Below are 24,580 nucleotides of genomic sequence, written 5' to 3' on the forward strand. Positions count from 1 at the left end.
CGGGATTAGAAGCGGTAGTTGTACTGCACACCCACCAGATGCAGGTAGGTCTTGTAAGTGCCTCGCGTCGTTTCGCCGTTGCCGGTGCAAGCCTGGCCGGTCGACGGTGAAACACCGATTGGAGAGCAAGTATCGTGATAGTTGGTATTGGCGTCCTTGAAGTCAATGAAACTGTACGCCAAATCGATAGAACTGTTTTTGTTGATCGCGTAGTTCGCACCCAGCGACAGCCAGATACGGTCGCTATCCGGGATTGCCGGGTGGCGCAGATCGTCCGAACGCACCGGCGACTGCTCCCAGGCCACGCCAGTGCGGAACAGCCAGCTGTCGCTGTAGCGGTAGTTGGCACCCAACGACACACGATAGGTGTCCTTCCAGTTCTGGTTGATTACCAAGTCGCCTTGGGCAACACCGCCAACGGTGTCCTGCTTGATCCGAATCTCCTGCAGCTTGGAAGTCTCATTCCAGGTCACATCCCCCATCACGGCCCAACGCGGGTCAAGTTGATGGAAGAAGTTGACCGATGCCGACGCCGGCGTCGTGACGTCCACCGAGCCCGAGGCGTTGGGGTGCTTGAGCTTCGCAATCACTCCCGCCGGCGTATTCTGTGCCGGCAAGCCAAGGGCACCAGCGACAGCGGCAGGGATGGTGCCGTGGACACCGTCGAAGGTCCAGGTTGTCGAGCCGGTCAACGTCTGCTTCACGGTGGAGCGATATGCCAGACCAAACCGGGTGTTGTCGTCAAGCTGGAACATATAGCCGACGTTCCAGCCAAAGCCCCAGTCGTTACCGGAAATCTTGCCGACGCCATCGCCGGTAATGCCGAGCCCCGCAACGGCAGCCTTGCCCTGGGTCAGAGAAGCGCCCGTCTTTGCCGCATAGGCTTGCGCCAGACCGGTCGTTGAGTCAGCAGCCATCTGCAATTCGGCGTCCATGTATTGGGCCGAAACGCCGAAGCCAACCGAGTTGTGCTCGTCAAACTTGAACGAGATCGACGGGTTGAAGTTGATGGTCTTCAGATCGATGCTCTCGAGCGAGTAACGCCCGGCCCATTCATTGCCGTAATCCAGCTTGGCAGCATAGGGCACGAATACGCCAAGGCCGACATTGATCTTGTCGTTGACCTTCGTGGTCATATAAAGCGACGGTGCCGCAACCACGCTCGGCGCATAGTTTCCGCCATTACCTCCCCCAGTCGACTGCCCCGCCAAGTTGGTCGAACCATGGTCGGTATAGCTCGAGTGCGGCACAACCAGGGACAGACCACCGGAAATCTGGGTGCCGTCCAGCCGCGACATGCCGGCCGGGTTGTTAAAGATCGTGGTCGGATCATTGGCTTCCGCGCCGTTGGCATGGGCATTACCCTGGCCTGAGACACTCTGCGAACCGAACTGATAGCCAGCAGCCAGCGCCTGGCTCGACAACACAGCTACCGCGCCCCCCATCAACATAACCGCCAAGCTGAGATGCTTCATTTTCATAGTTATTCCCTCTCTCTCCGTGTCATTGCTCTTCGCTTAAAAGCCGAACTGCATAGATCGACTCGCAAACGATAGTACCAAAGAATTTGAGCATGTCCATCAGATTAAGAGCGTTTGTTCTAAACGAGCGTTTAGTTGTTTATTAAGGCGCAATTCTGTGCAGAATATTAAGCACTTCAGCGACTTAGCCAGCCCACTACAACCCCAGAAAAAACACCTCAACTACCGCAACGCAGCAATATCCAATCCCTTGCCAACACAGGAAATGAGACGCATCACACTGCCTGAATGGAGCACACGCAGCAAACATGCGCTCTATTCAGGCAGCCTCCCCGCCCTACGGAAAGCTGCCATCCCCGACTTAGAACACGTAGCGTTCCAGCAGCGTTTCGTCGTGGTGTCTGAGCGACTTGTCAAAGTCGTCGACCATGATCACGTCTCGCTTGAGCTTGCGCGCTCTGGTGACCGCGTCGAACTCGACCTGATTGATCTGCCCGTCGTCCAATGCTTCGGCCAACCTTTCGGCATTGGTCAGCGCACAGAGCTTGCCCTCGCGGGTGAGCTTGCGCAGCTTCTGCTCGACCGGCTCGGTCTCCAGCACCGCATGCAGCGCCGGTCCCAGCACGCCGACCGGGTCCTGCTCGTCTTTCGACACGAACATGCCTCGGGTCAGACGGTCACGGGTACCCCCCGGCTGCATCAGCGAGCGCGCCACCAGGGTGCCGATGCGATCGCTTGGCGCCTTCAGCGTCAAACCCCACGGGAAAATCACCCTGCGCAGCATGAAGGCCAGCGCTCGGTTCGGCAGGTTGGCTAGAAAGCCGTCCATCGCCGTCTGGATGTCGTGCAGATTCGATTCGACCGCCCACTTGAGTACAGCCAGGTCTTCCTTCGGCGCCCCGTCACGCTCGAAGCGCTTCAGGCAGGCGGTGGCGATATACAGGTTCGACAGCATGTCACCGAGGCGTGCTGACAGCTTCTCACGGAACTTCAGCGAACCGCCCAAGCTGAACATGGCCATATCGGAGAGCAGAGCGAAGGCGCTGGAGAAGCGGGTGACCTGCTTGTAATAGCGGGCAGTCTCGCCACCGCGCGGCGCACCCGCCAGCTTGGCGCCGGTCAGGCCCAGCCACAGCGATCGGAACACATTACTGACCACGAAGCCGATGTGCCCGGTAATGGCATCGTCGAATTCCTTCGCATCGCTGGCCATCGCCGCCTTCATTTCACGCAGCACAAATGGATGGCAGCGGATCGCGCCCTGACCGTAAATGATCATCGAACGGGTCAGGATGTTGGCCCCCTCCACGGTGATCGCGATCGGGATCGCCTGGTAGGCGCGAGCCAGGTAATTGCGCGGCCCCAGCACCACGGTGCGACCGCCGTGTACGTCCATCGCGTCGTTCAGCGTCTTACGCATGCGCTCGGTGTTGTGGTACTTGATCACCGCCGACAGCACCGACGGTTTCTCTCCCATATCGAGGCCGGTCAGTGCCAGATCCTGCGCAGCTTCCATCTGGTAGGTGTAGCCACCGATACGCGCCATCGCCTCGTCGACCCCTTCGAACTTGCCGATTGGCAGGCCGAACTGGTCGCGGATACGTGCGTAGGCACCGGTGGTATAGGATGCCACCTTGCCTGAGGCCACCGACATGGCCGGCAGCGAAATGCAGCGACCGACCGACAAGCACTCAACCAGCATGCGCCAGCCTTGGCCGGCGTATTCCTTGCCACCGATGATCCAATCCAGCGGAATGAACACATCCTTGCCCCAGGTCGGACCGTTCATGAAGGCTGCACCGCCCGGGAAATGACGACGACCAATCTGCACACCCTCGTGCTCGGTAGGTACCAAGGCGCAGGTGATGCCGATGTCTTCCTTGCTACCCAAGAGGTGATCCGGGTCGTACATCTTGAAGGCGAGGCCGAGAATGGTGGCCACCGGCGCCAGCGTTATCCAGCGTTTCTCCCAGCTAACGCGCACGCCCAGGACATTTTCATGGCGTTCGCCGCTACGCGGATCGGTGTAGGAGCCTCGGCAGACATAGCCATAGTCTGGGATGGCACCTGCGTCCGAGCCAGCATACGGGCTGGTCAGGGCAAAGCACGGAATCTCCAGCCCCTTGGCCAAGCGCGGCAGGTAGTAGTCCTTCTGTGCTTCGGTACCGTAGTGTTGCAGCAACTCGCCCGGACCGAGCGAGTTCGGCACCATCACCGTCACCGCGGCCGAACCGCCGCGGGTCGCGATCTTGGTCACCACCTTGGCGTGCGCGTAGTTGGAAAACTCCACGCCGCCGTACTTCTTCTTGATGATCATGCCGAGGAAGCCGTTGGACTTGATGAAGCTCCACACTTCCTCAGGCAGGTCCATCTGTTCGTGCGTGATCTTCCAGTCGTCGACCAACTTGCACAGCTCTTCGGTCGGGCCGTCGAGAAAAGCCTGCTCCTCCGGGGTCAGCTTCGGATCCGGGAAGGACAAAAGCTTGTTCCAGTCTGGCTTGCCGGAGAACAGATCGCTATCCCACCACACCGTCCCGGCGTTGATTGCCTCCTGCTCCGTCTGCGACATGGCCGGGGTGATCTTCTTGAACACGCCGAATACTGGACCGGTGAACACCGCGCGACGCAACGGCGGCAAGTTCAGCACAACAGCGATCACGACGAACACGCCCCAGACAATGGGCGAGACAGTGATGCTGACGCCGAACTGCAGCGCGGCGAGCCAAGCGGCGAAGCCGATGGTCCAGGCCAGAATCGGCGCCCGCCAATAGGCGAGCGCGCCGATCAGGACGATGAGAAGGATGGCGAATATCATTGTTGTAGTTCCTCGTGTTGACCCTTTGTTGCTACTCCTGTACGGGCGAGGTCAGACCGGCAATGACGAAAGGCACCAAGTGCTTGACGATCATTTCCGGATCGCGGGCGGTGACAATCTGGCTGCGCATAAAGATCTTCAGCACATCGTTGCCGGCAAAGGCATTGAACATCACGCTGAAAGCGAGATGCATGCGCCAAGACAGGGTTTCCAGCGACAATTCCGGCAACGCTTGCTGGAAAGCCACGCCGTAACGCTGTGCAAACTCGCTGTACTGCTGCGACAGCGACTCACGCAGCAGCCGGTGATTTTCCACTAGTGTGCGCGACAGCAGTCGCACGAACAGTGCACCGCCGCGGGCCGGGTCCTTGGATAGTGCAAGGCAGGGTCGGATAAAGGTCATCACCAGCCCCTCAGCGGTGGGCCCATCCTTTTCCCCTTCCAATGCATCCAGCTCGGCCAGGCAGGCCTCGATCAACGGCCCCAGCCGGCGAGTAAACACCGCCTCGAACAACGCATCCTTCGAACCGAAGTGATAGTTGACCGCGGCGAGGTTCACCTCAGCCTGTTGGGTGATCATGCGAAGCGAGGTGGCCTCGAAGCCATGCTCGACGAAGAGTCGCTCTGAAACATCCAAAATGCGAGTGACTGTATCGGGGCGGTTCGCTTCCATTTCTCCTGTACCTCTGATGTTGCCGCCGGCGTTTCTGACCCGTCGAACAGAAATTCGAACAATTGTTTGAAACTTACGTTTTAACCTGACTGATGTCAAGACTTCGGCAGCGGGGTTGTATACACAAAATGAATAAACAAAAACGGCAGTCCTGATTCTAGACTGCCGTTCGAATGAAACGCACGTTCAAATTTAGTGAGACAAGCCGTTTTCCAGGTCGCGCATCAGGTCGTCGACATGTTCGAGACCCACCGACACCCGCAGCAGCCCCTCGACGATGCCGGCGCGCTCGCGCGCCTCGGCCGTTACTCGGGCATGGGTAGTTGAGGCCGGGTGGGTGATGGTGCTCTTCACATCCCCCAGGTTAGCGGTCTTCGAGATGATCTGTACGCCGTCGACCACCTTCCAAGCAGCTTCGCGCCCCCCCTTCACCACGAAGGACAGCACGGCACCGCCGGCCTTCTGCTGGCGGCTCGCCAATTCGTACTGCGGATGGCTCGCCAGCCCTGGGAAATAGACCCGCTCAATCTTCGGGTGCTTTTCCAGCCATTCGGCCAATTTCTGCGCATTCTGGCACTGTTTCTCCATGCGGATGAACAGCGTTTCCAGACCCGACAGCAGCACCCAGGCGTTGAACGCCGACAGCGTCGGACCGGCGGTGCGCACATGCAGGTAGACCTGCTCGACCAGCTCGTTAGATCCAACCACTGCCCCGCCGAGCACCCGACCATGGCCGTCGAGCGACTTGGTCGCCGAGTGCACCACCAAGTCGGCCCCCAGCTTGAGCGGCTGCTGCAATACTGGCGAGCAGAAGCAGTTATCGACCACGAGCAAGGCGCCGTGGGCATGAGCCAGCTCGGCAAGTGCCGCGATGTCGGCCAGCTCGGTCAGAGGATTGGATGGCGTCTCCAGGAACAGCAGTCGGGTCTCCGGGCGGATCGCCGCGCGCCATGCATCCAGATCGGACGGTGCAACATAGGTGGTTTCGACACCGAACTTGGCCAGGACGGTGTTGAACAGACTGATCGTCGAGCCGAACAGGCTCTGCGATGCGACGATATGGTCGCCGGCCTTCAGCAGCGTCAGCATCGTCGCCTGGATTGCTGCCATGCCACTGGCGGTGGCGATGCAGCGCTCGCCACCTTCAAGCGCCGCAAGACGCTGCTGGAAGGCGTTGACGGTCGGGTTGGTGAAGCGCGAATAGGTGTAGCCTTCTTGCTGCCCGAGGAAGAGCGCCGCAGCCTCTTCGGCGCTCGGATAAGTGAAGCTGGAAGTCAGGAACAGGCCCTGGCTGTGCTCGCCGTACTGACTGGTTTCGCGACCGGCACGGATTGCCAGCGTTTCAGGGTGCAGCCCAAGGCTGTCGTCGTGATTATCGTTGCTCATCATCTGCCTCTAATGTCCCGGTCGCCGCCCACCATGCGAACGAGCGCTGACAAAAGCATCCGATCCGTACTACTGGGGTCAGACGGTTTGTCAGCGGCCGTTCGGGCCGGCCACGACCCAAAAAAATGCGCCCCTAGGGGGCGCATTCATTTTGCTCACATCAGATTCTGTTCGGCAACATTCAAATTGAGATCGATCATCTGCGAAGAGCCGCCCTCATCCTTGCCGCCCGGCTTGCCGCGGCGCTGCTCGACCGCCTGCAAGTAGGCTTCGTCGATGTCACCGGTCAGATACTCGCCATTGAAGCACGAGGTATCGAAGCGCTCTAGCGCGCTATTGGCACCCTGCACCGCTTCGATCAGCGCGTCCAGATCCTGATAGATCACCGCATCGGCACCGATCTCAGCCGCAATCTGTTGTTCGTCACGACCCGTAGCCAGCAGTTCCGCACGGGTAGGCATGTCGATGCCGTACACGTTCGGGAAGCGCACCGCCGGGGCTGCCGAGGCGAAGTACACCTTGTTGGCGCCCGCGTCGCGCGCCATCTGCACGATTTCCTTCGAGGTAGTACCGCGCACGATCGAGTCATCGACCAGCAGCACGTTACGGCCCTTGAACTCGCAGGCAACCGGGTTGAGCTTCTGACGCACCGACTTCTTGCGCACCCCCTGGCCCGGCATGATGAAGGTACGGCCAATGTAGCGATTCTTGATGAAGCCCTCGCGGTACGGCAGGCCCAGATGATTGGCCAGCTGCAAGGCGCTGGCGCGACTGGTATCCGGAATCGGCATCACCACGTCGATATCGATCTGCGGCAGCGCACGGCGTACCTTTTCGGCCAATGTCACCCCCATGTTCAGACGCGCCTGATACACCGAGGCACCGTCGATCACCGAATCCGGACGGGCGAAGTAGACGAATTCGAACAGGCACGGCGCCAGCACCGGCTGCGCAGCGCACTGTCGCGATTCGAAGTCGCCGTTCATCGATACGAACACGCACTCACCCGGCGCAACATCGCGCAGCAGCGAGAAGCCGGAACAGTCGAGCGCGACCGACTCGGATGAGAACATGTACTCGGTCTTGCCTTCAACATCGGCAGTGCCGACCACCAGCGGGCGGATGCCGTTCGGATCACGGAACGCCACCAAGCCGTAACCGGCGATCAGTGCGACCACTGCGTAGGCGCCGCGCACGCGGCGATGCACAGCCTCGACCGCGCCGAACACCGCGTCGACGTTGAGTTCGTAGCCCTTCACCCGACTGGCCAGCTCGTGCGCAAACACGTTGAGCAGCACTTCCGAGTCGGAATTGGTATTGATGTGCCGGCGGTCGTGCCGGAACATGTCGTCCTTCAACTCGTCGGCGTTGGTAAGGTTACCGTTGTGCGCCAGCACAATGCCGAACGGCGAGTTAACGTAAAACGGTTGCGCCTCCGCCAGGTTCGAGGCCGAACCGGCGGTCGGGTAGCGCACGTGCGCAATACCGGCGTTCCCTACCAGCGAACGCATATTGCGGGTGCGGAACACATCCCGCACCATGCCACTACCCTTGTGCATGTGGAAGCTATCGCCGTTGGCGGTGACAATGCCAGCGGCGTCTTGTCCCCGGTGCTGTAGGAGCTGCAAGCCATCATAGAGCAGTTGGTTGACCGGCGAATTGCTGACCACACCCAAAATACCGCACATCTCTATTTACCCCATTACCTGGTTACAAAAAAACAAAGCGGTCCGCCCGTGACCCTGTGGGCGAACCGCTTGATGGATTCTTCATGAATAGTGCAAATTGTTCGCGAGCATGGCCGGCAACCACGGCCTGAGCGACAGCGCCACCTGCTCGAACGGCCGCGACAGCAGCGCGTTTTGCCACATCGGCTGCTTCGGCAACCCGGAGAAACCGCCGACCAGCACCAGCGCCGTCACCAGCACCAGGCCTCGCGCCAGACCGAAGATCACGCCAAAGAAGCGGTTGACCCCACCCAGACCCGCCGTGTCCATCAGGCCGGTCAGCACCACCCGCAACAAGGCGGTCGCAAGCCAGGTGAGGAAGAACAGCAGCACGAACGACGCCACCAACCGGAAGCCCTCCCCGGACAGCTCCCCCGGCATGAAGCTCGAAATCGCCGGCGAGAATTCCTTCGCGCACCAGAACGCGATCACCCACGAGGTGAGCGACAGCACTTCGGCCAACAGGCCACGTACCAAAGCCACGACGATAGAGCCGGCAACGATGGCCAAGGCGATGTAGTCGAATACTGTCATCGATCAGTGACTCACGACGATGCCGGTGATGCCAGCCTTGGCGAGTCGCGACAGGACAGATTGCGCCTCGCTGGCATTGGAGAACGGTCCGACCCGCACGCGGGTCACCTCGCCCTTGCTGGTCTGCACCTTGCTAAAATGCGCCGACATGCCGGCTATGCCGTCAAGTTTGCTGCGCAGCGCCTCGACCTTATCCGGGTCGGACAGCGCGGCAAGCTGGATCATTACCTTGCCATTGCTCGGCTTGACCGACTCGTCGGTTTTCTTTTCAGCCTTCGGCTTGGGCGCCTCTTCCGAGCCCATCCGGCCTTCCAGAATGGCGGCCGGATCGGCCTTCTTGGCTTTCGGTTTGTCTTCAGCCCGCGCCTTGGGCTTTGGTGTCTCAGCCTGCTTGACCGATTCGGGCTGCTTCACTTCCAGCTTAGCCGAAGGGGCCACCGGCTCGGGCTTGGTGGCAACAGGCGACACGACCGGGGCTGCCGGTGCGGCGGCCTGCTTGGACTCTTCCGGCAGCGCAGCAGGCAAGTCGGTCTGCGCTACACCGGTCGCGGCAGCAACGGCACCGACTGCGGCAGCAGCCTGAGAGGCCGCCTTGGCGGACTGTTCGGCGACGGGTGCCGATGAATTCAGTTCGACGATATTGATCGACTGGGGTTTGAGCTTCTGATCAGGAACGTGGCCCACCACGTTCCACAGCACGGTGGTGGCAACCAGGACCAGTGCGATCGCACCGACCAGACGCCGCCGGGCGCGCTTGCGCAGCTGGATCAGCTGCTCGTGAGAGGAAAGACCTGGGGGCATGGGCGCCTCAAGCATTGTGCTGTCGTGCCTCTAGCACGGCAGCCACAGTATGGAAGGATCCGAAGACAGCGATTCTATCATTCTCGCCGGCACTCGATAAGGCAGCTTGCCAAGCGGCATCGACGCTATCGAACACCTTGACGTTGGCCACTTGGTGCTCGGCCAGCTTGGCACCGATCGCCTCCCCGCTCTGACCGCGTAGCATGTCGAGTCCGCCGACATACCAAGTGTCGAACGCCCCCTTGGCAAGTTCGATTACCGTGTCGATGTCCTTGTCGGCCAGCATCGAAAACACCGCGATGCGATTCTCGGCGAACGGCAGCACGGTCAGGCTCGCCACCATTGCCTTCACCGCATGCGGATTGTGTCCAACGTCGAGCACCACCAATGGCCTACCTGGCAGCACCTGGAAGCGCCCGGGCCACTCCACCTCGACCAGTCCCTGCTTGATCGCGCCGATACCGACCGGCAGGCGCTCTCGCAGGCATTCGAGCACTGCGAGCGCCGCCGAGGCGTTGACCAGCTGATAGCCACCGCGCAGAGCCGGGAGCGGCAGCGCATGCCGGCGCGCCTCGCCCATGTGGAACGACCATTGGTTGTCGAGCTTGGTATAGCCGAAATCAGGGCCGTAGCAGATCAACTTGGTACCGATCTTCTCGGCCTGCTCGATCAGGCTGGCCGGCGGATTCGGATCGGCGCAGATGGCCGGACGGCCGGCTCGAAAGATGCCGGCTTTCTCGAAACCGACCAGCTCGCGGGTGTCGCCGAGGTATTCCTGGTGATCGAGATCCACGCTGACCACCACCGCCACGTCGGCATCAAAAATGTTGACCGCGTCGAGCCGGCCGCCGAGCCCCACCTCGAGCACAGCGACGTCGACCTTCTGATCGATGAACGTATGCATCGCCGCCAACGTGCCGAACTCGAAATAGCTCAGCGAAATGTCACCACGAGCCGCCTCGATCGCGGCGAAGCTCTTGACGATCTGCGCGTCGCTGGCCGGTTGCATGTTCAGCGCGATGCGCTCGTTGTAGCGCAAGAGGTGTGGCGAAGTGTAAGTGCCGACTTTGAAACCGGCACGCGCCAGCATAGTCGACAGCATCGCGCTTACCGAGCCCTTGCCGTTGGTGCCGCCGACAATGATCACCGGAAAATCCGGCACCAGATGCATGGCATCGCGCACCGCACTGACCCGGGCCAAGCCCATGTCGATAGTGGCGGTGTGCAATTGTTCTTGGTAGTGCAGCCAGTCGGCCAGGGAGTCAGAAGCAAACACGATAAGTCAGATTTCCACAACGGGGGCCGATTTGTCGGCCGCCTGAAACCACAATGAATAGACGCGCAGTGCACGATGAAACTCGGCAGACACCGAGTCGGGCCACACCATCACGCTGTGCCGACGCCCTTCGACGCGCAGGTTAAGCACGATCAGCCACGTAGAAATGAAGCTGTCGTCGAGCAGTTCTGCCGGGCTTTCGGCACCATTCGACCAAGGCGAGCGTTCAAACGCCACCAGCAGACGGCCACGTGGATCGACCGTCAGCCGCACCACCCGGCGTTGCCCTGGCAACCACCCCTCCGGCGCCAAAGCCAGCCACAGCGTCAGCGGTACGGCCAACAGCAGCCCCCACCATGCGGGCAGGTAGGCCAACAGCACCAGGGCCAATACGCCGTGCATCGACAGCACCAACGTCAGCCAGCGGCGCGAGCGATGAAGGTTGGCCGAAAACGGCGTCAGCGTCGCCGCCATCGGCTCGCCTTATTGCAGGGCCGGGCTGTTGGTCAGGTCGTCGTCGACGCTGTCGATCACGGTCGAGTGGATTTCCACATCGAACCACTCCCAGAACGCCTTCAGCGACAGGTCGGTCGGCCAGAGCGCGTCGTCTTCGTACCAGCTGGCCAACTCCATCTTGAACAACTGCTCGTAGATCTCATCGATGTACGCCACGCCTTCTTCCGGCTCGTTGAATTCCGGCAGCAGGATCACGGTGCAGTCGGAGCGCAGCGCCTCCAGGCTCAAATCGACCATATCGTTGTCAGGCACCTTGTTCAGCCAGTCGAGGAACGGGGCTTTGGGCTTGATCACGGCGACGGAACGATCAACAAAGTACATGGCGCTTCCTTTCAGGTCGCGGAACCGGAGGAGCCGGCCCCTGGCGGGCAATTGGCCGGCATTGTATACCAGGCCGCTGCGTGGCGCATGCTAGAATCGGCTACATTTCCAGCCTGCTTTATAGAGTCTTTCCATGGCATTGATTACCGTCGACAACGCTTCTCTCGCCTTCGGCCACTGGCCGCTTCTGGACCGGGTAAACTTCGCGCTCGAGCCGGGCGAGGTAGTCGGGCTGATCGGCCGCAACGGCGCCGGCAAGTCATCGCTACTCAAGGCCATTGCCGGCACCACTCGGCTGGACGACGGCCGCATCACCGCGCGCAGCGACATCAAGGTGGCCTATGTCCCACAGGAACCCGTGTTCGACCTCGACCACAGTGTGTTCGATGCCGTCGCCGAGGGACTTGGCGAACTCAAGGCTCTGCTTTCCGACTACCACAAGGCCACCGCACAACTGGCCGACCCTTCGGCCAACCACGAGCAAGCCCTCGAAGCCATGCAGCACATCCAGCATGAGCTGGAGGCCCGCGATGGCTGGCAGTTCGATGCATTGATCTCGACCACCCTCTCGCACTTGAACCTCAACCCGGACACCCGCATTGGCGACCTGTCCGGCGGCTGGAAGAAACGCGTAGCACTGGCACGCGCGCTTGCCGCCAAGCCCGACGTGCTGCTGCTCGACGAACCGACCAACCACCTGGACGTGTCCGCCATCGAATGGCTGGAGGGTCTGCTGAAGAACTTCGCCGGCAGCGTGCTCCTGATCACTCACGATAGACGCTTCCTCGACAATGTTGCCAGCCGCATCATCGAATTGGACCGTGGCATCCTGCGCAGCTACCCAGGCAACTTTACCGCCTACCAGACCAAGAAGGCCGAGGAACTGGCGGTCGAGGAAGAACAGAACCGCCTGTTCGACAAGTTTCATGCCCAGGAAGAAGTCTGGATCCGCAGGGGCATCGAGGCGCGCCGCACCCGCAACGAGGGCCGGGTACGCCGTCTGGAGCAGATTCGCCGAGAACGTGCCTCGCGCCGCGAGCGGGTCGGCCAAGTCAACTTCCAGCTCGACCCGGGCGAGCGCTCCGGCAAACTGGTCGCCGAGCTCGAACACGTCAGCAAGGGCTTTGACGGCAAGACGCTGATTCGTGACTTCACCAGCCGCATCCTGCGTGGCGACAAGATCGGCCTGATCGGCCCGAACGGCGCGGGCAAGACCACGCTATTGAAACTAATCCTCGGCGAGCTGGAGCCTGACAGCGGCAGCGTCAAGCGCGGCACCAAGCTCGAGATCGCCTATTTCGACCAGTTCCGCGAGCAGCTCGACGAAGAAATGAGTGTCGCCGACGTGATCAGCCAGGGCAACGACTTCGTCGAGATCGCCGGGCAGAAAAAGCACGTGATGAGCTATCTGGAGGACTTCCTGTTCTCACCGGAGCGCGCACGCAGCCCCGTGCGTTCGCTGTCCGGCGGCGAGCGCAATCGCCTGCTGCTGGCGCGGCTGTTCACCCGCCCTGCCAACGTGCTGGTGCTCGATGAGCCGACCAACGACCTCGACATCGACACGCTGGAACTTCTCGAGGAAGTGATCGACCAGTACAGCGGAACCGTGTTCCTGGTCAGCCACGACCGCGCCTTCCTCGACAACGTCGTCACCCAGGTGATCGCCTTCGAAGGCAACGGCAAGCTGGAAGAATATCCGGGCGGCTACCAAGACTGGATCGACACCCGCGCCCGTATGGCCGCGATGAAACCTGCCGAAAAGAAGAAAGACGCCGTGCCGGCAGCCGAAGCAGCCAAGCCGGTGCGAGAGAAACCACGCAGCAACAAGCTATCGTTCAACGAGAAACGCGAGCTGGAGCGCCTGCCGGACGAGATCGCCGAGCTCGAAGCCGAACAGGCCACACTGAACGAAAAGCTGCTCGACCCGAACGTTTACCGAGACACCCCGCGCGAGGCGCACGGCTGGCAGACCCGTATCGAGGAAATCGAGCTGTTGCTGCTGGATAAACTGTCCCGCTGGGAAGAACTCGAGGCCAAGAACGCATGAACCGTCGCCACGCCCTGTCCGCCCTTGCCGTACTGACACTCGCCGCCTGCTCCAGTGCGCCGCCGAGAAAGACTGCATCGCTCAAGCCGCGCACCCCGCGCCGGCCGATCGAGCTGTCCAGTCTGCAGGCGGATGGCGCCGGTAGTGAGATACTGATCTACACTATGGGCCTCCTGGATGTGGACTACCAGTTCGGCGGCAACAACCCTGAGGCCGGTCTCGACTGCAGTGGCATGGTTGCCTACATCTACCAGAACGCGGTCGGCGTGAGACTGCCACACAATGCCGCCGCGATCGCCGGGCTGGCCCGCCCAATCCCTGACAACCAACTGCGCGTCGGGGATCTGGTGTTCTTCAACACGCTGGGCCGACCGTTTTCGCACATGGGCCTCTACATCGGCGAGAACAAGTTCGTGCACGCACCACGTACCAATAGCCCGATCCGCACCGACCTGCTGTCCAACAGCTACTTCGCCGCCCGCTACGAAGGCGGCCGCACACTGTTCGCCTGATGGCAGACGACAACTGGCGGCAAAGATTGGCCGAAGGCTGGCAACAGCTTTCGGCCAGGCTGCCGATCCCGCACCGAGATGGAGTGTCACTGCCACAGACTCTGTTGCTTTCCTCGCTCCAGAAGCGCCTTGACCCTGAACTGGCCCGCTGCGAAGCGTTGACCCTCGACACTGAGCACTTACAGCTACAACTAGCCGTTACCCAGCCGATCCACGCCCGCCTGTTTCTTTCTCTTCGCCCCGCAAGCATCGACTGGCCATCGCGCACCCTCGCCCTCGACTATCGACTGCAAGGCATGTCGACCTCGCCGTCGCGCCTACGTCGTGCAGTGAGCCGCTCCCTGCTTGAGCGCCTCGATAGCCGGATCGGCCGGCAACTGCTGGGACAGCTACTTAAAGACCTGCCATGGCTGCGACTGGAGGGCGAACGACTGATCATGGCTCTAGACCGTATCGATACTCTGAACCGTTGGCTGGAGAGCCCGCTATTCGGCAAAAACCTGGCCGACCGCTTTGCTCTGGCCGAATTGCGCACAGAGAACGGAGCACTACGGCTGGTGGTTCGACGACTACGCGACGACGAGGAGTAGAGTTAGCCGGAGCGGCACCCGAGGCTACCGCCTTGTTGCCAACCTGAAACTTGCCGGCCCGCTGACCTACTACCCCCCTTTACAGACTGAAAGCAGCAGGTTTCTACCCCCCCAGTAAGCCGTCACACAATCCGCCGCGAGCAAACCAGCAAACCAGCAAACCAGCATACACCCCTACACATTAACCGTTGTGTCTTGTACATTTTGTAACTAAAGTTACTTTACAGTAGGTTACTATAATCCCACCTAAACGACACTCGACTTTCAGTCGGAGAACGACCCCATGAACACATTGAACGACAATCTGGCATCCCTATTGGCCAGCAAAAGCACCAAGAACGTCGCAAGCATCGACCACGCCGAGATACCCCTCCTGCTATCCCAACTCCTGGGAAGCCAAGAGCTGGTCGTATTAAGCCTGACTTATCCGGACGTGGACGACCGCAATCACAAGAGCCTGCTGACGCTCGTTCAACAACTCGCCAGTCACGGCATGAAGGATTCCGCGACCTACGTGGACGCACAGTCGCCCTACTTGCTGTTCAACGACTTACGCAAAGCACTGGTGGTGTACCATGAAATCCAAAAGGACTCGGTTGCCATTGGCGTCAGCCTGTACTATGCAGGACTGACCGGCGCCGCAGCCGAACAAGCCATCAAGCAACACCTGCCTCACGAGCCGGCACACCCGGGCTGGACAAGCCAACCAACCGCTCGGTAAGTGTCACCGAGTCGTCCACCTGCCAGATACCCCTACCCGCCACTCCCTGCGTTCTCTTCAGAATGCAGGGTTTATTCATTTGATTTGCAGCCTAATCAGTGCAGTCAGCGCCATCAGCCGAACATTTCTGAGAACCCCGCGATACGGTATCCAAATAGACCGCCCGAAAGCCTATATAGGCTAGCGGGCTTCATTTGGGTTGGACCGCAAATCAACGGGACATTGGTCAGCTGCTACATAATGTCAGGCACCGGCAACAAAAAACCCCGCCGCAGCGGGGTTTTCATCCAGCACGAACGGGGACTTAGCCTTTCACCACCTGCGCGATCGACTCGGCCACGTAGCCGATGTTGCCGCTGTTGAGTGCAGCCAGGCAGATGCGACCGGTCGACACGGCGTAGATGCCGAAGTCGTTCTTCAGGGTTTCCACCTGAGCAGCCGACAGACCGGTGTACGAGAACATACCGCGCTGCGCGGCCACGAACGAGAAGTCCTGAGCCACGCCCTTGGCCTTCAGCTGCTCAACCAGACCGGTACGCATTGCACGGATGCGATCGCGCATGCCGGCCAGTTCGTCTTCCCACAGCTGACGCAGCTCCGGGTTCGACAGCACAGCGGCGACAACGGCGCCACCGTGGATCGGCGGGTTGGAGTAGTTAGTACGGATCACGCGCTTGAGCTGCGACAGCACGCGGGCCGACTCTTCCTTCGAGGCGGTCACCACCGACAGCGCGCCGACGCGCTCGCCATACAGCGAGAAGCTCTTCGAGAACGAGCTGGACACAAAGAACTGCAGACCAGACGTCGAGAACAGGCGCACAGCCACCGCGTCGGCATCGATGCCGTCGGCAAAGCCCTGGTAGGCCATGTCGAGGAACGGCACCAAGCCCTTCTCACGACATACCTCGACCACTTCAACCCACTGTGCGTCAGACAGGTCGGCACCAGTCGGGTTGTGGCAGCAAGCGTGCAACACGATGATCGAGCCGGCCGGAAGGCCCTGCAGGAACGACTTCATACCAGCAAAGTTCACGCCGCGGGTTTCGGCATCGTAGTACGGGTAGTTTTCCACTTCGAAACCAGCCGACTCGAACAGCGCGCGGTGGTTCTCCCAGCTCGGGTCGCTGATATAGACCTTGGCAGCCGGGTTCAGGCGCTTCAGGAAGTCGGCGCCGATCTTCAGCGCACCGGTGCCACCCAGGGCCTGCGCGGTCACCACGCGGCCGGCAGCCAGCAGTTCGCTGTCGGCGCCGAACAGCAGCTTCTGCACCGCTTGGTCGTAAGCGGCCGGGCCTTCGATCGGCTGGTAGCCGCGCGGCGGCATGGTTTCCAGGCGGGTACGCTCGGCGGTCTTCACGGCGGCCAAGAGCGGGATCTTGCCGTTGTCGTCGTAGTAGACGCCCACGCCCAGGTTCACCTTGGTAGCACGGGTGTCGGCGTTGTACGCCTCGTTCAGGCCAAGAATCGGGTCGCGCGGCGCCATTTCCACGGCGGCGAAGATCGAAGAAGTCATGCGGGGCTCCATTTGCTTTGCAGAATAGGCGGCGCGGCGGGACACCCTGCCCGGCCACCGCCCAAGAAAATTGGCGTGCACTTAGTCTACCATGAGCATCACGTCACGCACGGCCCAGACGGCGCCAATTCGTGGCCTACGTCGATAAAACAACAGGCGCCGCAAATGCGACGCCTGTCGGGTCCTATCCATATAATCCGTGGCGATTTAGAACACACCCAAACCCTTCAACATCACCACCAAGATCAGTAACGGCGACACCCAACGCGTCACCAGGAACAAGACCGACAGCACTGGCTGATTGGCCAGCTTACCGTTATTCGACAGCGCTTCGCGAAAGCGCTGCGGCCCCCACACCCAGCCGGTGAACAGGCACAGCATAATACCGCCGATCGGCATCAGCACATTCGACGTCACATAGTCGAACAGATCGAACATCGTCATGCCGAACAGCTTGAAACCGGAGAGCACGCTGTTCGATAGCGCGGCCGTCGCGCCGATCGCCATCAACGCCAGCAAGGTCAACACAGTGGCCTTGGCGCGACTCCAGCCAAAGCGTTCGCTCAGCACCGATACCGGCACCTCCAGAATCGACAGCATTGCACCCGTGGCGGCGATCGCGCTCAACACGAAGAACACCACCATGAACAGGTGACCCAGCGGCATATTGGCAAACACCGCCGGGATGGTGATGAACAACAGCGACGGGCCGGCCTCAGGCTTGAAGCCGAAGGCGAACACCGCCGGAAAGATGGCGATGCCGGCCAGCATCGACACGAACAGGTCGGCGGTCATCACCCGCAGCGTGGTCGCCGGAATGTTCTGGTCGTCGCGGAAGTAGCTGCCGTAGGTCAGCATGGTGCCCATGCCGATCGACAGCTTGAAGAAGGCCAGCCCCATCGCCGTTAGCACCACGCTAGCGGAAATCTTGGAGAAGTCCGGCTCGAACAGGAAACGCAGCCCCTCCCCTGCACCGGGCAGCAGCAGACTGCGCACACCGACCACCACCAAAAGGATGAACAGCAAGGGCATCAGTTTCTTGGTAACCGCCTCGATACCCTTCGACACGCCCATCAGCAGAATGCCGCCGATCAGCACCAACACCGCCCACTGCCACAACAGCGACTGGATCGGATCGTGGATCAGTTGGCTGAACGCCGCAGAGGTATGCGCTGGATCGCTCGACAAGGCACTACCTGCAATAGCCTTGAACACATAGGCCAGCACCCAGGCGGCCACCTCGGAATAGAACGCCATGATCAGGAAGGCAGCGATCACACCGAAGCCGCCGATCAGCCACCACGGTGTGCCCGGGGCCAGCTTTTTGAAGGTGCCGACCGAATCGGTCTTGGCCCGGCGGCCCAGCATGATCTCGGCGATCATCACCGGCAGACCAACCAGCAGCGTCGCCAGCACATAGACCAGCAAAAATCCAGCACCGCCATTGGCGCCAGTCAGATAAGGAAATTTCCAGATATTACCGAGGCCGACTGCGGAGCCGAGCGTGGCAGCGAGTACACCGAAACTGGAGGAAAAACTGTCGCGCTTGGCAACAGCAAGAGAAGAGTCGAGCTTGCTCATCAGGGATGTCCTAAAGCAACGCAGCACTTACCGACCACGATCAGCGCCCGGCGACTGCCCCAAGACCCGCGGGTGCGGGCCAGAAGGGCGAGGATTCTGCAACCATTTGCGCGCCGAGCCAAGTATTTTTTGCGGCCGACTCACACCCCCGCAGACCCAGCCCCTCCCGATTATCTCAGCGCCTTCACCTCCTCATGACAGGCCGACCTGGCTTGCCAAGCACATCAAACAAGCCGGCCGTTACCCTTGTTGGCAATTCAGTGGCCAGGCCGACTCAGGCGGTCCAGCAAGTGGAGCATCCATGCAAAGCACGCCTGAAGCTGGGCGATCTCGACATACTCGTCCGGACGATGCGCCTCGCGGATCGAACCAGGTCCGCACACCACCGCCGGGATGCCGGCCTGCTGAAACACCCCGGCCTCGGTCGAATAGGCCACACCACTTCCCTTGGCGTGATCGCACAATGCATCCACGTGGCAACGCACTTCGCTGGCTGCATCGGCCTCGAAGGCAGGACAATGGACGACATTTTCGACTGTGATTGACGCCTCCGGCGCCACCTTACGCATTTCTATCAACAGCCGCTCGGCTTCCCCTTGCAGCGCCTCGATGAAACGTTCATGCCGCTCTCCTGGCAGCCATCGACACTCGATCAGAAACTCGCAGTCGCGCGGCACGATATTGCCGGCAATACCGCCGTGCACCAGCCCCGTTTGCAAGGTGGTATATGGCACATCATAGAGCGCCACCTGTCGGCCACCACTCGCTTCGCGATCGGCCAGCTCGCGCACAAACGTAATCAAGCGCGCGGCGTACTCGATCGCGTTTACCCCTAACGGTGTCAACGACGAATGGGCCTCGCGCCCGGTCACGCACACCTTATAGTGAGCGATGCCCTTATGGGCGACCACCGGCTGCATCGAGGTCGGCTCGCCGACGATGCAGCCGGCAACTTTCTCCCCACGTCTCTTCAGGTCAGCCACCAGCGTGTGCACACCGAGGCAGCCAACCTCTTCGTCATAGCTCAAGGCCAGCGCCAGTGGCACGACCAGCTCTCCTCGCTCTGCCCGAGCCACCGCCTCGGGCAACAGTGCCAGCGCGCAGGCGATGAACCCCTTCATATCCGCTGTGCCGCGACCGTACAGCCGACCGTCCCGCTCGACCACGTGAAACGGCTCGCTGCTCCACGCCTGCCCGTCTACCGGCACCACATCGGTATGGCCTGACAACACGATCGCGGGCACGTCGACCGAGCCGACCCGCGCGAACAGATTGGCCTTCTGACCGTCCTCGCTGTAACTCAACTGCGCAGCAACGCCTAACGTCGCCAGGTAATCGACCACCCAGTCGATCAACTCCCGATTGGAGAGACGACTGGTAGTATCGAAGCCCACCAGGCGGCTGAGCAGTTGGCGGATTTCCATGTTCGGCACCTTGCAACTCCTGCTGATGATTGAGATTAGAGGTTAGGTCCAGTCTAACACCCTCCAGTCCGCGACATCCCGCCCCCTCTACACTAGTAACAAGAGCCACTAGCAACGCCCTCCCGGCGTTGTTGCACTGCCTTGACGCACTCCAGCCACCTACAGCAGCCGCCTGGCTTCGCTGCGCTGCGTTTTGTTAGCAGCGCCAACCTCGGCCAAGCATCGCAAGCCCCCCCCCCCCAGCGAAGCGCCCCAGCCGTGGCACAGAACAACAGAACGCCGAAATCGCTTTCCTTTCCAGAAGCCATTATTCCGCTTGGCAAAGCGGCCCGAATCCGTTAGTATCCCGTTCTCTATGGCGGGTCTCCCCGCATTGCGACGCGGTCAACCTGGTCAGGTCCGGAAGGAAGCAGCCACAGCCGCTCAGCGCAAGTGCCGGGGGTCGGGCTCGCCACCCCAATTTCAAACTAAAGCCGCCTTGGGCCTTACCAAGGCGGCTTTAGTTTTGTGACTTTACGATCCATTTGTGATATTTTGCGACACAATCCAGTTATTCCCTTGTCTTTATCAATAAGAACAGTCTAATATTTACAAGGCAAAGAATAATGCGGGAACTTTCTGTGCCCTCATGCACTCTAGGTAATCCCAAATGGATTATTTGCTATATTAAGAACGTCAATACGACGCATAAAATCAATTAACACCTTTAATAGATCGAGAGGAAATTATGAAACTCTTTGAAAAGATCGCGAACCCACGCGAAATCCGACGCAAACTCGGCCTGAACCAGCAAGAATTCTGGAGCCGCATTGGCGTGACCCAATCGGGCGGCTCCCGCTATGAAAGCGGTCGCAATATGCCCAAACCGGTGCGCGAATTGCTGCGCCTTGTGCACGTTGAACAGATCGATCTGAGCAAGGTAAAACGCGAAGATTTTGAAATCGTCGAGTACCTGAAAGAGACCCATCCGGACCTGTACAAGAGCTTGCGCAAAGCAGTACGCGCCAAGCTTGAAACGGAAGAAGGCAGCATGGGCGAGACAGCCGGCAATTTGTAATCGCTGCTTCCACCAAAGGGCGTTGTTCACCGACAGGCTTCTTGCCCGGTACACAACGCCCTTTTTGCATCTATTGATCCACTAAAGTCATCATGCCCGCCTGGGTGAGCCCCCCCCCACACACACCTAGAGCCGCTAACAAAACCCAGCGAAGCGCAAAGCGGTCCCGACCAGGCGCGCGCTACCGCAGACAGTACGGGCAGTATGGCAAGGCCGCGCAACAACGCCGGAAGGGTTTTGTTAGCGGCCCTTAATTTTCTCGAACAACACGATCTCAACTTTCCTCAGGATTGCGAATCAACAACACCGGCACGGTGGCCTTCTTCAGCAGCCCCTCGGCGACACTCCCCATCAGTAGGTGCATCAAACCGCTCCAGCCATGCGTCCCCATTACGACCAGATCAGCCTTCCAATCGCGTGCGTCGTCAAGCAACACCGTCGCGATCTTGTCGCCCCAACTTTCCAATATCTTGGTTTCCGGCACCAGCCCCTGCATCCGAGCCCGCTCTTCAGCCTGACTCAGCACCTGCTCACCTGCGTGTTTGATCGACTTTTGTAACTCGGAAGCATCAAGAAACTCAGTCCCACCCCAGCCAAACTGCGCCAGATCCACCACATGCACCAGCCGTACCGATGCCCCTACCTCCTTCGCCAGCTTGCACGCCTCGGCCAACGCCAGATTCGAGGTTTCACTATCGTCTACCGGAACAAAAATTCGCTGGTACATACTGACCCTCCCTTCCCATGGATTTGAATCCGACAATTTCAGTCTATCAAATGCCTGCATCACGTGGTTGATGCACATTAAGACTGTGATTAGACTGCATGACATTCATGAACGGAGGCCGCATGGCACGCGTCGAGATCACACTGCCGGATCACTGGCTGTTCCATACCGAGCTGTCGGTACGAGTCGGCGACCTGAATTACGGCGGCCACCTTGGCAACGATGCCCTGCTGCGCCTGGCCCACGAGGCCCGGGTGCGCTTCCTTCAATCTTACGGTTACAGTGAACTCGATGTGGAAGGCCTCGGCTTGATCATGGCCGACGCAGCAGTGATATACCGAGCCGAAGCATTTCAGGGCGACCACCTGTGCTTTGCCCTTGCATTGGGAGAAATCAGTCGCTCCAGCTTCGAATTGCTTTACCATGTGACTCGGACCTCAGACGATCGCGAGGTCGCCCGCCTGAAGACCGGAATGGTGTTTTTTGATTACGCCGCACGACAGATCTGCCGCACCCCACCGGCCTTTGTCGCGCGCCTGGCGCCAGCTCACGAAGGAATGGCAACATGAAAAACTACCCGCCCAATAGCCCGGAAGCCTTGGCACGCCTGCTCGCCATGTTCATGATCGCCGACGGCAATATGGACCCGCGCGAAATTGAAAGCCTGGATCTTCTGCACGTCTACGACGTACTCGGCATCAGCCGCAAGAAATTCATGCAGGTGCTCGTCGACTACTGCAACGACATCAGTGACGAGGCCGACCCAGAGAGCGGCACCATTCATCTCATCAACCGCGAGCGCATCGACACCCTTCTCGAAGACGTCACCGACCGTCATAAGCGCATCCTCACCTGCGCACTGGCAATTGACCTGTGCAAGTCGCACGAAGACATCAGTGAGCAGGAAATGGCCATACTGCGCTATATGATGGAGCGCTGGCTGATCTCGCTGGACGACCTGGAAAACGAGTTCGTCAAACCGTAAGCACCCGCTTGCCACATCAGCCGTCCGCGCACCCGCCCGGGCGGCTTTTTGCTGTTACAACCGATGACAAAAACAGACTGACACGATGACCACCCGCTTCCACGGCACCGACCGCTACGTCGCCAGCGATGACCTGATGCTCGCTGTCAACGCCGCCATAACGCTTGAGCGCCCACTACTCGTCAAAGGCGAGCCCGGTACCGGCAAGACCATGCTGGCCGAAGAAATCGCCCGAGCACTCGACCGCGAGCTGATCGTCTGGCCGATCAAGTCGACCACCAAGGCACAGCACGGTCTGTACGAATACGATGCGGTATCGCGGCTGCGCGACTCGCAACTAGGCGATGCTCGCGTGCACGATATTCGCAACTACATCGTCAAAGGCAAGCTGTGGCAGGCGTTCGAAATGGACGTGGCGCCGGTGTTGCTGATCGACGAGATCGACAAGGCCGACATCGAGTTCCCCAACGACCTCTTGCACGAACTCGATCAGATGGAATTTTTCGTGCATGAAACACAAGAATTCATTCGCGCCCGGGTTAGGCCGATCATCCTGATCACGTCGAACAACGAAAAGGAGCTACCGGACGCCTTCTTGCGCCGCTGCTTCTTCCATTACATCCGCTTCCCCGACCGCGACACGCTGCAGGACATCATCGACCTGCACTACCCGCAATTGGAGAGCGCGTTGACACGAGAAGCGCTGGAGGTATTCCTCGGTCTGCGCGAGCTTAATGGCCTGAAAAAACGTCCGACCACCTCGGAACTGCTCGACTGGCTGAAGCTCCTGACCCGCGAGGCAATCAGCCCGGCAACGTTAGCCGAAGGCCGCAACAAAGGCGAGCTGCCACCACTGGCAGGTGCCCTACTGAAGAACGAACAGGACATTCAGCTATTCGAACGACTGATGCAGATGGCACGAGGCCGCCGCTGATGGACTGGGATACGGCGCTCACCACCTTCGACAGCGCCTTGGTGCTGCTCGGCCGCAGCGACGCCACCCGAGCCGCCTACCGGCGTGACATCGTGCGACTAGCCGAAGTAACCAGTGAACGCCCCCCAACTTCACTGAGCAATCGAGACATCCGTCATGCGCTGGCGCGGCTACACGCTGGCGGCCTTGATGGGCGCAGCCTGTCCCGCATGCTGTCGGCGTGGCGTGGACTATATGACTGCCTGATTGATCGTGGCCTGGCCTCGGCCAACCCCTGCACCGGCGTACACCCTCCCAAGAGCGGCCACCGCCTGCCCAAGGCCTTGCCGGTCGATGCAGCCCAACAACTGCTCGATGCAGAACTCGCCGAAGAAACCACGCTGACTTGTCGTGACCGTGCGATGTTCGAGCTGCTCTACTCGTCCGGCTTGCGTTTGACCGAACTAACCCGACTCGACGTCGAAGACGTCGATCTCGCAGAGCAACTGGTACGAGTCAGCGGCAAGGGTAACAAGGAGCGCCTAGTGCCGCTCGGCAAGCAGGCCGCAACTGCGCTGCAGCGCTGGCTGGCCGAACGGCAGGCCGTACAGGGGGAAGTAGCACTGTTCACCAACCGCAACGGCACGCGGCTGGGCGGCCGCCAGATCGAGAAACGACTGGCACGCTGGTCTATCGTCACCGGTAGCGAGCGCCACGTGTCGCCACACATGCTACGCCACAGCTTCGCCAGCCACCTGCTGCAGTCGTCGAGCGATCTACGCGCGGTCCAGGAACTGCTCGGTCACGCCAACCTGTCCACTACCCAGATCTATACCAGCCTGGACTTCCAGCATTTGGCACAGGTGTACGACACTGCCCACCCCCGTGCGCGCAAGTCGGCGAAAGCCAGAACGGACGACGACCAATCGTCGTAATAAACAAGGGCGACCGATGGTCGCCCTTGTTATATTCGCCATGAG

The 24,580-nt window shown here is 60.3% G+C and carries 23 protein-coding genes and 1 other RNA gene; 10 read left to right on the forward strand and 14 right to left on the reverse strand.

Annotation, left to right across the window (positions count from 1 at the left end):
- Nucleotides 1-5: 5 nt before the first annotated feature.
- The 10 genes from QU481_RS01520 to QU481_RS01565 all read right to left on the reverse strand — a co-directional run bounded on the left by QU481_RS01520 (nt 6) and on the right by QU481_RS01565 (nt 11,530).
- Nucleotides 6-1,481 (reverse strand): OmpP1/FadL family transporter, encoded by a 1,476-nt coding sequence (locus QU481_RS01520; RefSeq protein ID WP_289828099.1) that lies wholly within the window; start codon nt 1,479-1,481, stop codon nt 6-8.
- Between the two features lie 361 nt (nt 1,482-1,842).
- Nucleotides 1,843-4,296 (reverse strand): acyl-CoA dehydrogenase, encoded by a 2,454-nt coding sequence (locus QU481_RS01525; RefSeq protein ID WP_289828100.1) that lies wholly within the window; start codon nt 4,294-4,296, stop codon nt 1,843-1,845.
- 31 nt (nt 4,297-4,327) lie between these two features.
- The gene (locus tag QU481_RS01530) at nt 4,328-4,969 is read right to left on the reverse strand and encodes a TetR/AcrR family transcriptional regulator (protein WP_289828101.1); all 642 of its coding nucleotides are present in this window, start codon (nt 4,967-4,969) and stop codon (nt 4,328-4,330) included.
- A gap of 192 nt (nt 4,970-5,161) precedes the next feature.
- Complete coding sequence (locus QU481_RS01535) at nt 5,162-6,355, reverse strand: O-succinylhomoserine sulfhydrylase (RefSeq protein WP_289828102.1); 1,194 nt, start codon at nt 6,353-6,355, stop codon at nt 5,162-5,164.
- Between the two features lie 155 nt (nt 6,356-6,510).
- Nucleotides 6,511-8,043 carry an amidophosphoribosyltransferase gene (gene purF / locus QU481_RS01540; RefSeq protein ID WP_289828104.1) on the reverse strand — a complete coding sequence of 511 codons (1,533 nt, stop codon included), beginning with the start codon at nt 8,041-8,043 and terminating at the stop codon, nt 6,511-6,513.
- A gap of 81 nt (nt 8,044-8,124) precedes the next feature.
- Nucleotides 8,125-8,616: a CvpA family protein gene (locus QU481_RS01545; RefSeq protein WP_289828105.1), complete on the reverse strand. Its 492-nt coding sequence runs from the start codon at nt 8,614-8,616 to the stop codon at nt 8,125-8,127.
- Between the two features lie 3 nt (nt 8,617-8,619).
- Nucleotides 8,620-9,417, reverse strand: a complete 798-nt coding sequence (locus tag QU481_RS01550; protein ID WP_289828106.1) for an SPOR domain-containing protein — start codon at nt 9,415-9,417, stop codon at nt 8,620-8,622.
- A 7-nt stretch (nt 9,418-9,424) separates the two neighbouring features.
- Nucleotides 9,425-10,693: a bifunctional tetrahydrofolate synthase/dihydrofolate synthase gene (gene folC / locus QU481_RS01555; RefSeq protein WP_289828107.1), complete on the reverse strand. Its 1,269-nt coding sequence runs from the start codon at nt 10,691-10,693 to the stop codon at nt 9,425-9,427.
- A gap of 6 nt (nt 10,694-10,699) precedes the next feature.
- A complete protein-coding gene (locus QU481_RS01560) occupies nt 10,700-11,167 on the reverse strand; it encodes a protein YgfX (RefSeq protein ID WP_289828108.1) in 468 nt (155 codons plus the stop codon).
- Between the two features lie 9 nt (nt 11,168-11,176).
- A complete protein-coding gene (locus QU481_RS01565; protein WP_289828109.1) occupies nt 11,177-11,530 on the reverse strand; it encodes a hypothetical protein in 354 nt (117 codons plus the stop codon).
- A 133-nt stretch (nt 11,531-11,663) separates the two neighbouring features.
- Here QU481_RS01565 and QU481_RS01570 point away from each other — a divergent pair, with 133 nt between their 5' ends.
- The 4 genes from QU481_RS01570 (at nt 11,664) to QU481_RS01585 (ending at nt 15,400) form a co-directional block, all read left to right on the forward strand.
- Complete coding sequence (locus QU481_RS01570; protein WP_289828110.1) at nt 11,664-13,577, forward strand: ATP-binding cassette domain-containing protein; 1,914 nt, start codon at nt 11,664-11,666, stop codon at nt 13,575-13,577.
- A complete protein-coding gene (locus tag QU481_RS01575) occupies nt 13,574-14,089 on the forward strand; it encodes a C40 family peptidase (RefSeq protein ID WP_289828111.1) in 516 nt (171 codons plus the stop codon). Before QU481_RS01570 ends, QU481_RS01575 begins: the two co-directional genes overlap by 4 nt.
- Nucleotides 14,089-14,679 carry a hypothetical protein gene (locus QU481_RS01580; RefSeq protein WP_289828112.1) on the forward strand — a complete coding sequence of 197 codons (591 nt, stop codon included), beginning with the start codon at nt 14,089-14,091 and terminating at the stop codon, nt 14,677-14,679. Before QU481_RS01575 ends, QU481_RS01580 begins: the two co-directional genes overlap by 1 nt.
- Before the next feature lie 283 nt (nt 14,680-14,962).
- The gene (locus QU481_RS01585) at nt 14,963-15,400 is read left to right on the forward strand and encodes a hypothetical protein (RefSeq protein ID WP_289828113.1); all 438 of its coding nucleotides are present in this window, start codon (nt 14,963-14,965) and stop codon (nt 15,398-15,400) included.
- A gap of 304 nt (nt 15,401-15,704) precedes the next feature.
- On the opposite strand, the gene QU481_RS01590 is transcribed toward QU481_RS01585, so the two are convergent.
- The 3 genes from QU481_RS01590 to argE form a co-directional block, all read right to left on the reverse strand.
- Nucleotides 15,705-16,913: an amino acid aminotransferase gene (locus QU481_RS01590; RefSeq protein WP_289828114.1), complete on the reverse strand. Its 1,209-nt coding sequence runs from the start codon at nt 16,911-16,913 to the stop codon at nt 15,705-15,707.
- A 207-nt stretch (nt 16,914-17,120) separates the two neighbouring features.
- Nucleotides 17,121-18,494 carry a sodium-dependent transporter gene (locus QU481_RS01595; RefSeq protein WP_289828115.1) on the reverse strand — a complete coding sequence of 458 codons (1,374 nt, stop codon included), beginning with the start codon at nt 18,492-18,494 and terminating at the stop codon, nt 17,121-17,123.
- A gap of 257 nt (nt 18,495-18,751) precedes the next feature.
- Nucleotides 18,752-19,918, reverse strand: coding sequence for an acetylornithine deacetylase (gene argE, locus QU481_RS01600; protein WP_289828116.1), 1,167 nt, complete (start codon nt 19,916-19,918; stop codon nt 18,752-18,754).
- A 357-nt stretch (nt 19,919-20,275) separates the two neighbouring features.
- Here argE and ffs point away from each other — a divergent pair.
- Nucleotides 20,276-20,374: signal recognition particle sRNA small type (gene ffs / locus QU481_RS01605), an RNA gene on the forward strand.
- Between the two features lie 271 nt (nt 20,375-20,645).
- Complete coding sequence (locus tag QU481_RS01610; protein WP_289828117.1) at nt 20,646-20,975, forward strand: helix-turn-helix domain-containing protein; 330 nt, start codon at nt 20,646-20,648, stop codon at nt 20,973-20,975.
- A gap of 274 nt (nt 20,976-21,249) precedes the next feature.
- On the opposite strand, the gene QU481_RS01615 is transcribed toward QU481_RS01610, so the two are convergent.
- Nucleotides 21,250-21,702 carry a universal stress protein gene (locus QU481_RS01615; protein WP_289828118.1) on the reverse strand — a complete coding sequence of 151 codons (453 nt, stop codon included), beginning with the start codon at nt 21,700-21,702 and terminating at the stop codon, nt 21,250-21,252.
- 122 nt (nt 21,703-21,824) lie between these two features.
- Between QU481_RS01615 and QU481_RS01620 the strand changes: the two genes are divergently transcribed.
- The 4 genes from QU481_RS01620 to xerC all read left to right on the forward strand — a co-directional run bounded on the left by QU481_RS01620 (nt 21,825) and on the right by xerC (nt 24,535).
- Complete coding sequence (locus tag QU481_RS01620) at nt 21,825-22,271, forward strand: acyl-CoA thioesterase (RefSeq protein WP_289828119.1); 447 nt, start codon at nt 21,825-21,827, stop codon at nt 22,269-22,271.
- A complete protein-coding gene (locus QU481_RS01625) occupies nt 22,268-22,687 on the forward strand; it encodes a hypothetical protein (RefSeq protein ID WP_289828120.1) in 420 nt (139 codons plus the stop codon). The genes QU481_RS01620 and QU481_RS01625 overlap by 4 nt, the downstream gene beginning before the upstream one ends.
- A gap of 85 nt (nt 22,688-22,772) precedes the next feature.
- Nucleotides 22,773-23,621: an AAA family ATPase gene (locus tag QU481_RS01630; protein WP_289828121.1), complete on the forward strand. Its 849-nt coding sequence runs from the start codon at nt 22,773-22,775 to the stop codon at nt 23,619-23,621.
- Nucleotides 23,621-24,535 (forward strand): tyrosine recombinase XerC, encoded by a 915-nt coding sequence (xerC, locus tag QU481_RS01635; protein WP_289828122.1) that lies wholly within the window; start codon nt 23,621-23,623, stop codon nt 24,533-24,535. Before QU481_RS01630 ends, xerC begins: the two co-directional genes overlap by 1 nt.
- The last annotated feature ends 45 nt before the right edge of the window (nt 24,536-24,580 follow it).

Origin of the sequence: Crenobacter oryzisoli (assembly GCF_030385785.1) — a bacterium.
Taxonomy (GTDB): domain Bacteria; phylum Pseudomonadota; class Gammaproteobacteria; order Burkholderiales; family Chromobacteriaceae; genus Crenobacter_A; species Crenobacter_A oryzisoli.